Genomic DNA, 14,133 nt, shown 5'->3' with positions numbered 1-14,133 from the left:
AGGAAATTACCCGTGGCAGGTCAGTCAGCGTCAAGCACTGCAGTTACGTCGAGAAACTCAATGACATCGAGACGCCGCTCTCCACCCTCATACTTCGCCACGAAAGATTGCGGCCGACCAAGTTTGTCAGCTACCTGCGTCTGGGTCAGGCCTTTGGCCTTGCGCAGCGATATCAGCTGGTCCAGAAACCGCTGGTGGCGGGGAGATCGAAGAGATTTGGTCATGTAGGCGAACCGGTCAGGTAAAGACCGGCTCAGCCACTAATCCCGGTTCCGGATTATCCCATTTTGGGATATGCTGTCTTGAATCCAGCGATCAACATGCGAGGTTCGCGGCAGACATGACTAAATCAACGGGAGCAGATGGGACTCAAAGCTCAACACTGCGCGACGAAGTCCCCTGGTCAGACAGCATCACGAGCTACGACAGACAGCATTCCACCATTTACCTGCGCATCCTCGACGCCTGCGCCGACAGTGCCAGCGTAGAGGAAATGGCCGAACTCATTCTCGGCATCGACCCCGTCCTTGAACCGATGCGCGCCCGCAAGGCTGTTCGCAGCCATATCGACCGGGCGAACTGGATGGTAACGACCGGCTACAAGGAACTGTTCGGCGGCTGACGCACGGCTGGAACTGTCACCTTTTTAGGGCAAGGAACTCACGCCAGTCCCCATTCCTGAGCGCACGGTGCGGAGAGACGCGCCGAATGCAGTCGCTGAGGTGATCGCCAGGATCCGTCCAGTCGGCGTGGACCCGACTTCCCCGATCAGCACTTCAGCGATCTCGCGATGTGAATGTCCGGCGAGCGATCCGTCGATGCCCCGAAGAACGACGTTCAATCGGGGCCCAGTTTTTTGGCGGAAACAAGGGGCAGGCAGCACAAAGGGAATTGAGGCACTCGAGCGCCCACAGGCGACGCTTCAACGCCGCCGCGCACGTGAAGCTAACTTGTCAGTGATCCGAAAACCCGAACGGGCCAAGCGCCCAATTGCCTGCCGGGTGGTCGTCACCCCAAGCTTCCGGCGAGCATTGCCCAGATGAAAGGCGGCGGTGCGCTGCGTGATCCCCAGGATGCAGCCGATCTCCCAATCGGACTTGCCTTGTGCTGCCCACTGCAGGCACTCGTATTCCCGCGGCGTTAGCAAGACACCATCGATCATTCGATCGGCGGACAGTTTGCGGCGAACGAACATATGAAAACAGGTCGCGATATACGGGAGACCTTCTTCGTGGCGTTCTGCGGTGCGGAAAAATACAGCGTCGGGCTTGTCAGCGGCAAAGGTTATCGCTGCAAAATTCCCTCGGCGGTCAATAATCGGGATCGTCATGCCGCAGCAGATGCCAAACTGCGCCGCTTCTTCGAAAACCTGAGCCCCTGCAGGCTCCTCGCCGCTCAGATCGGATCCCCAACGAAACGGGCATCCGCCACCGCGTGCACGCACAATGACGGGGTCGACACTCTGATACTGGTTCTCAAGATAACGTGCTGTCCAGGGCGCCGGGTAATTCGAGATCAGCGTGGGTTTGCCATCAGACCGCGGGGGCAAGGAGAGGTAGGCAAAAGTGAGCAGATCGAGTCCAGACGCGACATCGGCCAGGGCGCCGTGGAGATCAGCCTCGTCGACGCTTTCTGAAAGCCGTTCCAAGAATCTTTCAAAGACAATTTGCATGTCCTTCGCCATGCCTTGATGTTTTGTTGGTCGCGACCTTAGGCCGAGGCCGAAAGATGAACGCGCTTCGCAAGCTCGCTTTTCGAAATCCGACCGTCTGCCTGAATCACTGAAAGAATCCGAAGATCCCAGGCGTCCAGGCGCACAGGATTGGGTTTTGACTTCATGACCTTCCGCTCTAACGCCGTTTTCGAAATGGAATTGATCTCAGAGGCAACCGAGCTGGCCGGGAAGGCTCAAATGCCAATGTTTCGTGCAATGCTGTCCGCCGCCATGCGTTTACGCCACTCAAGAGGCCCGGAATTGTGAATGGAGTTTCCCTCAACATCGACAGCCATGATGACAGGCATATCCTGCACCTCGAATTCATAGACTGCTTCCATGGCCAGATCTTCGAAGGCAATGAGCCGCGCTGACTTGATTGATTTTGATATCAGGTAGGCAGCCCCGCCCACTGCAATGAGATACGGCGTCTTGTGTCTTACAATCGACTCGATGGCCGCCCGTCCCCTCTCCGCTTTGCCCACCATTGCGAAAAGCCCGGTTTTGGCGAGCACGTTATCTGTAAAATCGTCCAAGCGGCTGGAGGTTGTTGGGCCAGCCGGTCCGACGACCTCATCCCTAACGGCGCGGACGGGGCCAACATAATAAATGACGCGCCCCCTCAGATCGACCGGAAGCGGCTTGCCGGCGTCGATCAACTCGACGATTCGCTTGTGAGCGGCATCACGGCCTGTAAGCATCTTTCCGGACAGGAGGAGCGTTTCACCGCAGCGCCACGATGCCGTCTGTTCCTTCGTCAACGCATCGAGGTTGACTCTTCGTACGTCGGCTGGCCTCAAATCGTCGGTTCCAATGTCGGGCCATTCGCCCAAATCGGGCGGCTCCAGCCTGACTGGTCCAGAATCATCCAAGTTAAATCTCAGGTGCCGGTTTGCGGCGCATTGCGGAATCAGTGCGACGGGCTTGGACGCGGCATGAGTAGGATAGGTGGCAACTTTGACATCAACGACTGTCGTCAGGCCTCCAAGGCCTTGGGCGCCGATGCCCAGCGCGTTGATGCGTTCATAAAGCTCGATCCGCAGTGCCTCCTCCGCGCCTGAAGGTCCCCTGGCGATCAATTCCGCCATATCGATGGGCTGGTTCATGGCTTCCTTGGCTAGCAGCATCGCCTTTTCGGCGTTACCACCGACGCCGACGGAGATCAGGCCGGGCGGACACCACCCACTGCCAAGCGTCGAAACGGTGTCGACCACCCAGTCGGAAACGGACCCGCTGGGGTTCAAGGTGGTAAAGCGTGCCTTGTTCTCTGACCCGCCGCCTTTTGCGGCAATGGTGATCTCAATCCGGTTGCCTTGCACAAGGTCGACGTGGACGACTGCCGGCGTGTTGTCACGAGTGTTGACCCGTCCGGCGAGCGGATCGGCAACGATCGATGCCCGAAGGGGATTGTCAGGGTCGAGATATGCCTGACGGACGCCCTCATTCACGAGATCTGCGAAACTGACTGTTGATTTGATGTGGGCGTCCATGCCGACCTTCGCGAAGACCACCACAAGGCCGGTGTCCTGGCAGATCGGTCGTCGCCCGAAGGCCGCCATGCGGGAATTAAGCAGAATCTGCCCTATTGCGTTCTTCGCCGACGGGCTCTGTTCGCGCGCATATGCCTGCGAAAGAGACCGGATATAATCTGGAGGATGGTAGTACGAGATGTACTGAAGGGCGTCGGCCACGCTCCTTGTGATGTCCTTGCCGTCAATGGTCCGTGTTCTATTTGCCACCGGATCTATCCAAATGAGCCGAGGCCGTTCACCATTTTCAGGATCTGGAAGCTCCGCACCCCCTGCTCGCCGCCTTCATATCCATAGCCGCTCTGTTTGACGCCTCCATAAGGCGCATCCGCGGAAACTCCTTTCAGGTAATTCACACTGACAGCGCCCGCCGAAAGACCGTTGGTCAGCTTGCGTTGCGCATCGGCAGCGCCGGTGAAGAAGTAGGCGGCCAAGCCGTACTCGGTGGCGTTGGCTTCCTCGATCGCCTCCTCGAGCGTGTCGAACGGCGCCACCGTGAGGATCGGCCCGAACGGCTCTTCATGAAGCACTCTCGCCTCCTTTGGTACGCCCGTCAGGATGGTTGGCGGCCAGTAAAAGCCCGGTCGCTCGAGGCGGTTGCCACCGGTCTCGATGCGGGCGCCGCGTTCGACCGCATCCTTGGTCAGGCGCTGCATGGCCTCGATTCGCCGAGCGTTCGCCATCGGACCCATGTCCGTTGCAGGGTCGTCTGGTAGCCCGATCTTGATCTTGCGAGCCGCATCCGTCATCCGGGACAAGAATTCCTCATAGAGAGACCGAGCGACAAGAATCCTGCTCGGCGCATTGCAGCTCTGGCCCGCGCACTCGAACTTGTATTCCGAAATAGCCGGTATGGCCTTCGCCAGATCAGCATCCTCGCACACAATGACTGGGGAGTGTCCACCCAGTTCAAGAATGCAGCGCTGTAAGTTATTCGCGGCGAGCGTGGCCAGCTGTTTTCCAACCGCGGTTGAACCCGTGAAAGTCAAGACCTTCACGATTGGCGAACTGAGCAGATGCCGCGATATATGCAACGGCACACCGAAGACGAGATTGACCACGCCCTCCGGGATGCCTGCTTGGCGCAAGGCTCCAACGACATGGACAGCCACGCTCGGTGTCTCTTCGGCCCCCTTTAGAATCACCGGGCAGCCTGCCGCCAGCGCTGGAGCGAGCTTGCGGGCGATGAGAACGGCCGGATAGTTCCACGGCGTAAAGGCAGCAACGACGCCAAGGGGCTCGGGGACGATCATCCGGTTCGGGCCCATCGGAATAGGGGTCGACAGCTCTTCGGCGTGCGTGCCGTTCCACTCCAGTGTTTCGACGGCGCGCGCGTATTCGCCTGTCGCTTGGGCAATCGTCTTTCCCTGTTCGGCCGACAGGTCCCCGGCTGCTGCTTCAATCTTCGTTGCCAAAATTCTTGCGGCTGCTACCAGGATCTCGCCACGTTCTTTTGCAGGCCGTGAAGACCAAGCCTTGCGGCTGCGTTCTGCCGAAGTGAGGGCCTCATCCAGATCCGACACCGTCGCCGAGGCCACCGAGGCAAATACCTTCTCCGTTGCCGGATTAATCACCGGCAATGTGGCTCTGCTACCACCGGCCCGCCATTTGCCGTTGATGAAGAGCTCGTGGCTCCTGGCGTCGGACATCGCGTGCTCCACTTAGGTGAATTCTTACCATACGAGCGCCGTTCGATGTCGAAACGGCTGACCTCGCTTGAGCCAGTTTGATCGCGAGTGTCGCGGTAGGTCAAACATCGAATATTGCCGAAACCCATCGGGAATCAAGATGGGTCTGATCCTGACGGTCGCAAGAGGCCATGCCGTTGTTTTAGAGACCGACGGTTTGTCAGGTCGCCTCAGGAACCGATGCTGCCCAGCCCCGGCTCTCAATTAATGCTCTGGCGACCTTAGGGATGAGCTTGCGAACCGCGGAAACGGCCGCAGAACGCTCATCTTTCTGATTTACAGCAAGCACAACGGAGCGGGTGATCACGGGATCGACGATCTTGACCGTCCGGACCAGCCCTTGAGAGGCTTCTTTCTGAACGGCCGACGGGGCGAGGATAGAATGGGCTTTACCCTCTATGACCATGTTGATGATCGTTGAGAGCGAGTCCACTTCAAACTTAACTTCCAATGCGCAACCGTGCTGGGCGACGACGTCAGCTACCGAACGTCTAACGTTGTTATTGCGCATGGGAACTGCCAGCGGGAACGCGTGCAGGTCAGCCAAAGATATTGTGTCTTCGAAGGGTGGCTCACCGGAGGGTACGACCAGACAAAGCTCTTCGCGCGCCAGGACCGTCATTCGTCCCACGCTGTTCGCAGTGCGGTAGAGAACCGCTAGATCGAAACGTCCAGCAGCCATCCACTCCTCCAGCGGTCCGGTCATACCCTCAACCATCTTGAGGGAGACCTTGGGCAATTCATTTCTCACCGACTCAAGCAGCGGGCCGCTCAGGACGCGTGCAGCTCCAGACGGAATGCCAATAGTCACCTCGCCGGCAGGGCAAGCGGCTGTGTTGGTCAATTCCACCTCAGTAAGTCGAATTTCTTGGAGAATCGCCCGCGCCCGATCGAGCAGTTTGGCTCCTGACGCCGTGACGCTTACGCCGGTCCTGTCGCGTATAAGAAGCTGAGTGCCGAAGCCTTCCTCCAATTGACGCACATGCAGGCTCAGCGCACTCTGGGCGACATTAAGGAAGCCGGCGGCCTTCGTAAAACTGCCTGCTTCGACCACGCCGACGAAGTATCTTAACTGCCTGATTTCCATTGGTACTCTTCCGAGGGCGGACTCCAATTGATATAGTATCGCGAAATGTGATGGCGCGACAGCAATAATTGTGCCACGGCGCACCCTGGGCCGCCTTGCTGTCGTGTCACTCTAAATCAGCGGCAGAGACTCAAACGCCCAACTCGGTTTCCGCACCGTGGCGGTAATTTGTTGGGCCCTTCGGATAACCGGTGCATCGACCATCTTTCCGTCCAAGGCGAGCGCACCTCTGCCCTGTCCGCAACAGCGTTTTCTGCCGCTAGGACACGACGGGCTCACTCGAGCTCCTGTGCGCTTGGCGAGAAGGCCTCATTGAATATAGCCACTTGTGTCGGGTGGGTCGCCAAGGCTCCGGCAAAGCCAACCCGGCCGCGCACGCGTCGCGGATTCACGAAGCTTATGAGTATCCGAGAACTCGCCGATGCTTCCAACAAACTCCGCGGCGCCGCCAACAGAGGCGCTGAAGTCTTCAGGACCAAGCGCCATTGCGACCATCCTTGGGTGCGCCTAGCCTCTGCAAGGCGCCCGGGGTCTCGATCTGGGGCAAGAAACCGATGCCTCCCCAGCGGAAGATTTCTCTCTCCTTCAAGGTCGGAAACCGCATTCGCAATCTCTGATACCCACTCTGCCGAATCCGTTTTTGGAAGACAAGTGCGTCAACACCTTCCACTACGACTGCATCGAGATCGGCCGCCAAGTACTCAAGTGAAAGGGGCAGCCGCTCTTGCTTGAGGGGCTGGAAAACCTTCGCGAGGAATCAAGGTAAAGAGACGCATCGACTTCGAGAAGTCGTGGCGTTCAATGCGGAGCGCCTCTTCCGCGTTTCATGGCCCCTTGGCGATAAGATCCGACATGTGGATTGGTTCGTTCATGGCCTCCTTGGCCAGCAGCATCGCCTTTTCGGCGCTACCACCGACACCGACCGAGATCAGCCCTGGCGGGCACCATCCGCTGCCAAGCGTCGAAACTGTATCGACCACCCAGTCGGCAACGGACGCGCTGGGCTTAAGGGTGGTGAAACGCGCCTTGTTTTGTGCGATGGTGATCTCAATCTGGTTGCCCTGCTCTAGGTCGACGTGGACGACTGCGGGCGTGTTGTCGCGAGTGTTCAATCGTCCGGCGAGCGGATCTGAGACAATCGACAGTCGAAGGGGATTGTCGGGATCGAGATTTGCCCGACGAACGCCTTCATTTAGGAGGTCTTCGAAACTGGCGGCAGACTTGATAAGAACTCCCATCCCGGACCTTGGCGAAAACTACTACGACAGGTGTCCTGGCAGATCGGCCGCCGCCCAAATGCGGCCATGCGAGAGTTCAGCAGAATTTGCCCGATGGCGTTCTTTGCCGACGGGCTCTATTCGCGCGCGTATGCCTGCGAAAAGGTACCGGATATAGTCTGGAGGATGGTAGTACGAGATGTACTGAAGGGCGTGGGCGACACTCCTTGCGATGTCTTCACCGGCAATGGTGCGTGTCCTTTTGTTCACCAGCTCTTACCCGAATGACCCGAGCCCGTCCACCAGTTTGAGGCTTTGAAAGCTCCGAATGCCCTGCTCGCCACCTTCATAGCCATAACCGCTCTGTTTGACGCCTCCACACGGCGCATCTGCGGAAACCCCTTTCAGGTAATTATACTGACAGCACCAGCCGAAACACCGCCGATCAGCGCCCGTTTCGCATCGGCGGCGCCAGTGAAGAAGTAGGCGGCTAGACCATATTCAGCGATACCTCCTCGATTGTGTCGAACGGCGCCACGGTGAGGATCGGCCCGAACGGCTCGTCATGAAGCACTCTTGCATCCTTTGACACCCCTGTCAGGATGGTTGGCGCCCAATAAAAGCCCGGCTGGTCCAGGCGTTTGCCACCAGTTTCGACGCGGGCGCCGCGATTCACCGCGTCCTCCACCAGACGCTGCATGGCCTCGATCTGGAGCGCGTTTGCCATCGGCCCCATCTCCGTCGTAGGGTCGTCGGGTGGTCCGATCTTGATCTTGCGGGCCACTTCGGTCATCCGGGATAGAAATTCCTCATAGAGTGGCCGGGCGACGAGGATTCTGCTGGGTGCGTTGCAGCTCTGGCTCGCGCACTCGAATTTGTATTCCGAAATCGCCGGAACGGCCGTTGCGAGATCCGCATCCTCGCATACAACGACCGGGGCGTGCCCACCGAGTTCAAGGACACGCCGCTGCAAGTTATTTGCGGCAAGCTTGGCTAGGTGTTTTCCAACAGCGGTGGAGCCCGTAAAGGTCACAATTTTCACAATTGGTGAACTGAGCAGATGTTCAGAAATCTGCGCCGGCACCCCGAAGACAAGATTGACCACGCCGTCCGGGATACCCGCCTGGCGCAGGGCTTCGACAATGTGGATGGCCGCACTCGGTGTCTCTTCGGCCCCTTTGAGGATTACAGGACAGCCTGCCGCCAATGCGGGGCCAAGCTTCCGAGCGATAAGCACTGCGGGATAGTTCCACGGTGTGAAGGCAGCGACCACACCGAGCGGCTCAGGGACAATCATTCGGTTCTGGCCATGTGGAATCGGGGCCGACAATTCTTCGGCGTGGGTGCCGTACCACTCCAACGTTTCGACTGCGCGCGCGTACTCGCCTGTTGCTTCGGCAATCGGCTTGCCCTGTTCTCTCGACAAATCCTTGGCTGCGTTCCCACCTTGGTGGCGAGGATTCTTGCGGCCGCGACTAGGATTTCGCCGCGATCCCTCGGGGATCGCGCGGACCAGGCCCGGCGGCTTCCCTCTGCAGAAGCCAGGGCTTCTTCTAGATCCGAAGCCGAAGCCGCTGCGACCGAGCCAAATACCTCTCCGTCGCCGGGTTGGCCAGCGTCAGTGTTCCACTACCGGCTCGCCACCTGCCGTTGATGAAAAGCTGATAGCTCGTGGCGTTGGACATCGCATGCTCCGTTTGAGTCAATTCTTGCCAGTGCGAGGCCGGCCGATGCCCGAACCGTGTCCCGCTCCTGCAGTTCATCGCGATGGTCGCGTCCGATCAAATATGGAATATCGCCCAAAAATCATCTCGATTCCAGATTTGATACGGCTCAGGCCAGCCGCGGAAGAGTGCTGGCGCTGGAACTTCATTCAAGGATGTGCGTAAGCCCGTCCGGAACGGTGGCTGACCAGTGCTTGCCCTCAATCAAGCTTCTTACGACCCTGGGGATCAGCTTGCGGACCGCGGAGACGGCAGGAGAGCGCTCATCTTGCGAGTTGACGGCAACCACAACGGAACGGGTGATTACCGGATCAATGATCTTGACCGTCCGGACTCGGCCTTGAGACGCCTCTTTCTGGATGGCCGACGGGGTAAGGATGGAATACGCCTTTCCCTCCATGACCATATTGATGATCGTAGAAAGGGAATCAACTTCGAATCTGACGTTCAAAACACAACCGTGTTGGGCAACGACATCAGCCACCGAACGCCTGACATTGTTGTTGCGCATGGGAACCGACAGCGGAAATGCGTGCAGGTCAGCCAGCGGTATCGAATCTTCGAAAGGCGGTCCGCCCGGCGGCACCACCAGACAAAACTCTTCGCGTGCCAGCACCGTCATTTGCCCCACGCTCTCGGCAGTGCGGTAGAGGACAGCTAGATTGAAGCGGCCAGCAGCCATCCACTCCTCCAGCGGTCCTGTCATGCCTCGATCATCTTAAGCGAGATCCTCGGCAATTCGCTTCTTACCGATTCAAGCAGGGGACCGCTAAGCACGCGAGCGGCTCCGGACGGAATGCCGATGGTCACCTCTCCGGAAGGAGCCGCCACCGTGTTGGTCAGTTCCGCCTCAGTGAGCTGAATTTCCTTCAGGATGATCCGCGCGGGTTCAAGCAGCTTGTCTCCGGACGCCGTGACGCTAACACCGGTCCTATCGCGAACCAGCAACTGGGTGCCGAATCCTTCCTCCAGCTGACGCACATGCAGGCTTAGAGCACTTTGAGCAACGTTGAGGGTCGCAGCGGCCTTTGTGAAACTGCCGGCTTCGACGATGCCGACAAAGTATCTTAACCGCCTGATGTCCACGATGAACAAATCCAATCGGGAACGATCCCCAGTGCCTTTCTTGTCTATCTCGAAACGAGATGGCTGGCAAGCAGCAAAATTAGAGCTGTCGCTTGTAACCAGCGTCTCCGGCCGCGAATAAGACAGGTCACTAATTGCTGGTAGAGCCGGGATCTCGTGAGCGAGGCTAACTACTGGCGGATCAATCATCTTGCCGTTTAACGGGAATGAAGACAGTCCTCGCGTGGCGCCATCATTTCCGACGCGATGATATCGCGGGCCCATTTGAGTGCCTGGGCGCTTGGCGAGAAGCCCTCATTGAACATGGCCACCCTCCGTTCGATGAATCGCAAAGCGCCAGCAAAGCCAAGCCGCCGCGCATGCGCCGCTGTTTCACGAACTTTATTAGGTGTCATTGCGACCATCCGGCCACCGCCTTGCATGCCGTCATCTGGTCGCCAGAACACACCAATCTCCAAACTGAATTGGACGCCGGCGACCGCCGGCTGTTTACTGCCCTTGATTGCAGCCGCTAGGACACTCCGAAATGTACGCATGCTTTTTCGCAGCAGTAAACGCTACGAATGCAATACCTCGCATCCAGGCTGAACCTACCGTCCTTGTGCTAATCGTTGCTCTTCTTCGCCAGACAGACGCTGATCCGACGAAGGCTCTGGTGTTTTTCTTCAATCGTTCGCTGGCATGCTGAGATGAGCGCGCGCCACCCAAAGTCGATCGACGCGAGTGGTACCAGCAATCTGCCTGAACGGCTCCAAGACATCATCCGACGCCGGGACACGGTGCTCGGTCCTGGCTATCAGTTTTCTGAGACGATTCCGGTGGAGTTTGTCTCGAGTTTTGGCGCCCACCTAATTGACAGCGACGGCAATGACTATCTCGACGCCTATAACAATGTTCCGGGCGTTGGCCACGCGCACAGGCATGTTGTGGACGCAGTTTCCCGCCAGATTGCTGCAGTCAACACTGATACACGCTACCCCCAGGAGCCCCTGGTTGCCTATGCTGAGCGGCTACTTGCGACATTCCCAGCTGAGCTGTCGAAGTTAAGCTTGCCCTGCACTGGATCCGAAGCAAATGATCTCGCAGTTCGCGTCGCGAGGTTTTATACGGGCGGAGAGGGTATCATAGCTACTCGTTGGGCGTTTCACGGTCGTACTCGTGAGGTTGCGAGTTTTTCCCCAATGCTGGGCGCAGGATCACCGCTCGGACCGAACGTCCGCCTCATTGCCGCTCCTGACCCAAGGCTATGCGTACCTGAACAATCTGTTGAGGAGTATATGCGGGATCAAGTGCGTTCCGCAATTATTGATCTCGAACGGCACGGATACAAGCTAGCAGCCTTGATTGCCGATTCCGCATTCACCTCCGATGGCATTTTTACTCACCCAGTGGGCTTCATGCAGGCAATGATCGACGAGATTCACGCCGCCGGTGGTCTCTACATTGCCGACGAGGTTCAGTCGGGGTTCGCTCAGCTCGGAGGTACGATGTGGGGTTTCAGTCGGCATGCAGTGACCCCTGATGTCGTTACGATGGGCAAGGCGATGGGGAACGGCTTCCCCATCTCTGGGGTGGTCTTCCGCCCGGAGGTCTGTGACGAATTCGGACAGAAGGTCAGTTACTTCAACACATTGGGTGGCCGATCGATTTCTGTAGCCGCGGCGTCCGCAGTGCTCGATGTATTCGAGCAAGAGAATGTGCGTGAACGTGTTGTCGTTAACGGCGCAACCCTGCTGGCAGGGCTTGAAACGCTGACACGGAATTCTCCTTACGTTGCTGAAATCCGAGGCAGCGGCCTGTACCTTGGTGTCGAGATCGTCAAGGACAGAGGGACGCTCGAGCCCGATCCCATTCTTTGCGAACGCATCATCAAGGGCCTTCGCGATCGTCGAGTTCTGATCAGCCGGACCGGCCCGGCGGGTAACGTGTTGAAAGTTCGACCTCCAGTCGCTTTCACCGCTACCGATGTGTCCCGATTCCTTGAGACCTTTGCCATCGTAGCGAAACAGCGGCTTTAGAAGGCTGTAACAACATGAACAAATCACCCGACGCGGTGTTGCAACGGCTCTTGGAGAAGAGCAGCCTGCTCTCATCAAGCCAACCTATCGACCCCTTGCTGTTGAAAAATATGCTTGAGAGGCACTATGGGCTCAGTGGGCATTTTAAACGATTGGCCAGTGAAAAGGGCCATACGTTCAGGCTTAAAGCAGGTGCGGATGAATACCTCGTAAAGGTGTCACCGTCTGACGAGCCCGAACTAGTTACGGCGTTGCAGCTTGCGGTGATGCGTTATCTTGATGATGCCGCTCACGCCTTACCGATCCAGCGGATCAAGTCTACCCTTGATCGGAGGGATAGCGTTCCAATCGACTTGGACGATGGCACCTGTCGAGTAATCAGCGTCTTCTGCTTTGTCGAAGGCCTGTTATGGGAGCAAATGGATGCCAACATTGAGCACTTGACCAAGCTGGGGGACATGCTCGGGCGAATAAACAGTGCGCTGCGATTATTTGGACATCCAGCCGCCGAGCGCAGCTTAGTTTACGACATTCGCCACTTTCACCATTGGGCCGCACTTGTTGAATACACGCCGGATCCCCAGCGCCGTTTGCTCGCTCAACGGGCCCTTAGGCTCTTCGACGAAATTGTGCTGCCGCGGCTGCCCAGTCTTGAGATGCAAGTGATCCACGGTGACTACGCGCCCAACAATGTTGTGGTGGATCCGCACAGCGATGTCCTCGCGAAGGCCATCCTTGACTTTGGTGACACTGTTCATAGCGCCGTGATCTTTGACCCTGCGAACTCGGTCGCGCATCTGATCGGCCGCACTCAGGATCACCCTTGGCAAGATGCCTTTGCCTTTGTCGCCGGGTACGAGCAGAGCCGGCCGATAAACGAGTCAGAACTTCCCCTGTTGCCAGTTGCGGCTCTCGCGCGGCTCACCATGCTCGCGTTAATCAGGCACTGGAAGGCGGAGCGCGCACCTGACCAGCGCGAGGAGCTACTCGCTAGTGCCGAGTATTACTGGACGAACCTAGATCGGGCCATGGCCGTACCACTCGATGACGTCATCGCGCGATTCCGCTACCGCGCCGGTGATCCTGGTACGTGAGCACAGCGACCGGAAGCGGGTGCGGTTCCATGGCAGGGAACGCCTGCAGAAACCAGGCCTGTCCGCACGCTAAATTGAGACAGGTCAGTAATTGCTGGCCAGAGCCAGGATCTCGTGGGCGCGGCGAACTACTGGCGGATCAATCATCTTGCCGTTCAACGAGAATGCAGACAGTCCACGCGTGGCGGCATCGTTTTCCGCCGCGATGACATCGCGGGCCCATTTGAGTTCCTCGGCGCTTGGGGAGAACGCCTCATTGAATACGGCCACTTGCGTCGGATGAACCGCCAAAGCGCCAGCAAAGCCAAGCCGCCGCGCATGCGCCGCTGTTTCACGAATTTTATAGGTGTCGGAAAACTCACCGATGCTTCCTATGAAGCCCAGCGGCAGCAACCCGGCCGCGCGGGCGGCAAAAAGAACAGAAAGGTTCGGCATCAACAGAAGGTCGAATTCCGGAGAGCCGCCAACAGCAACGCTGAAGTCTTCAGGGCCGAGCGCCATTGCAACCATTCTTGGATGGGCCGATGCAATGGCCGTGAGCCTTTGCAAGGCGCCTGGAGTCTCGATTTGGGCAAGGAACCGGATATGTCCCAGCGGCAGATTTCTTTCCCGTTCAAGTTCCGAAACGGCATTCGCGATCTCTAAAACCCACTCTGCCGAATCCGTCTTCGGTAGAACCAGCGCGTCAACACCCGCCATCACCGCTGCATCGAGGTCGACCGCCAAGGCGCGCAAACCACGATTGACGCGGACCAAAACAGATGCGTCTTTGCGCGCGACTTTTGCCACGGATTGAGGAAGCTGCCGCCGGGCCTCGCCCTTCTGATGCTGGGGAACGGAATCTTCCAAGTCGAGAATGATGCCATCCGCACCCCGCTCATGCGCCGTCTCCACAAAGCGTGAAACGTGAGCAGGTACGAAGAGCAGAGACTTCCAGCGGGGTACAGACATAGCGCTCTCAACGGCCGCAAAGGGA

The 14,133-nt window shown here is 58.1% G+C and carries 10 protein-coding genes and 4 pseudogenes; 3 read left to right on the top strand and 11 right to left on the bottom strand.

Features of this window, described 5'->3' with window-relative positions:
• Positions 1 to 20 precede the first annotated feature (20 nt).
• Positions 21 to 224 (bottom strand): helix-turn-helix domain-containing protein, encoded by a 204-nt coding sequence (locus NMG80_RS23370; protein WP_254020290.1) that lies wholly within the window; start codon positions 222 to 224, stop codon positions 21 to 23.
• A gap of 116 nt (positions 225 to 340) precedes the next feature.
• On the opposite strand from NMG80_RS23370, the gene NMG80_RS23365 reads away from it, so the two are divergent.
• Complete coding sequence (locus NMG80_RS23365; RefSeq protein ID WP_254020289.1) at positions 341 to 622, top strand: DNA -binding domain-containing protein; 282 nt, start codon at positions 341 to 343, stop codon at positions 620 to 622.
• A gap of 300 nt (positions 623 to 922) precedes the next feature.
• Here the strand turns inward: NMG80_RS23365 and NMG80_RS23360 are convergent, their stop codons facing one another.
• The 9 genes and pseudogenes from NMG80_RS23360 to NMG80_RS23315 all read right to left on the bottom strand — a co-directional run bounded on the left by NMG80_RS23360 (position 923) and on the right by NMG80_RS23315 (position 10,581).
• Positions 923 to 1,672 (bottom strand): LuxR family transcriptional regulator, encoded by a 750-nt coding sequence (locus NMG80_RS23360; RefSeq protein WP_436798660.1) that lies wholly within the window; start codon positions 1,670 to 1,672, stop codon positions 923 to 925.
• 41 nt (positions 1,673 to 1,713) lie between these two features.
• Positions 1,714 to 1,839: pseudogene (locus tag NMG80_RS23355) on the bottom strand (AsnC family transcriptional regulator); the annotation flags it as partial.
• A gap of 69 nt (positions 1,840 to 1,908) precedes the next feature.
• The gene (locus tag NMG80_RS23350; RefSeq protein WP_254020287.1) at positions 1,909 to 3,453 is read right to left on the bottom strand and encodes a fumarate hydratase; all 1,545 of its coding nucleotides are present in this window, start codon (positions 3,451 to 3,453) and stop codon (positions 1,909 to 1,911) included.
• Positions 3,454 to 3,458: 5 nt separating this feature from the next.
• Positions 3,459 to 4,892 (bottom strand): NAD-dependent succinate-semialdehyde dehydrogenase, encoded by a 1,434-nt coding sequence (locus tag NMG80_RS23345; protein WP_254020286.1) that lies wholly within the window; start codon positions 4,890 to 4,892, stop codon positions 3,459 to 3,461.
• Between the two features lie 199 nt (positions 4,893 to 5,091).
• Positions 5,092 to 6,018, bottom strand: a complete 927-nt coding sequence (locus NMG80_RS23340; RefSeq protein ID WP_254020285.1) for a LysR family transcriptional regulator — start codon at positions 6,016 to 6,018, stop codon at positions 5,092 to 5,094.
• 827 nt (positions 6,019 to 6,845) lie between these two features.
• A pseudogene (locus NMG80_RS23335) lies at positions 6,846 to 7,505 on the bottom strand (fumarate hydratase); the annotation flags it as partial.
• 6 nt (positions 7,506 to 7,511) lie between these two features.
• A pseudogene (locus NMG80_RS23330) lies at positions 7,512 to 8,920 on the bottom strand (aldehyde dehydrogenase family protein).
• A gap of 184 nt (positions 8,921 to 9,104) precedes the next feature.
• Positions 9,105 to 10,045 (bottom strand): annotated as a pseudogene (locus tag NMG80_RS23320) (LysR family transcriptional regulator).
• Between the two features lie 197 nt (positions 10,046 to 10,242).
• The gene (locus NMG80_RS23315; RefSeq protein ID WP_254020283.1) at positions 10,243 to 10,581 is read right to left on the bottom strand and encodes a hypothetical protein; all 339 of its coding nucleotides are present in this window, start codon (positions 10,579 to 10,581) and stop codon (positions 10,243 to 10,245) included.
• Positions 10,582 to 10,734: 153 nt separating this feature from the next.
• On the opposite strand from NMG80_RS23315, the gene NMG80_RS23310 reads away from it, so the two are divergent.
• The gene (locus NMG80_RS23310; protein WP_254020282.1) at positions 10,735 to 12,063 is read left to right on the top strand and encodes an aspartate aminotransferase family protein; all 1,329 of its coding nucleotides are present in this window, start codon (positions 10,735 to 10,737) and stop codon (positions 12,061 to 12,063) included.
• 14 nt (positions 12,064 to 12,077) lie between these two features.
• On the top strand, positions 12,078 to 13,157 hold the full coding sequence (locus tag NMG80_RS23305; protein WP_254020281.1) for a phosphotransferase: 1,080 nt from the start codon (positions 12,078 to 12,080) through the stop codon (positions 13,155 to 13,157).
• An 84-nt stretch (positions 13,158 to 13,241) separates the two neighbouring features.
• Here the strand turns inward: NMG80_RS23305 and NMG80_RS23300 are convergent, their stop codons facing one another.
• Positions 13,242 to 14,108: an HpcH/HpaI aldolase/citrate lyase family protein gene (locus tag NMG80_RS23300; RefSeq protein WP_254020280.1), complete on the bottom strand. Its 867-nt coding sequence runs from the start codon at positions 14,106 to 14,108 to the stop codon at positions 13,242 to 13,244.
• Positions 14,109 to 14,133 lie beyond the last annotated feature (25 nt).

Source organism: Mesorhizobium escarrei (assembly GCF_935825525.1).
In the GTDB taxonomy this organism is placed as follows: Bacteria; Pseudomonadota; Alphaproteobacteria; order Rhizobiales; family Rhizobiaceae; genus Mesorhizobium; species Mesorhizobium escarrei.
This window is presented reverse-complemented; position numbering and strand designations above follow the sequence as displayed.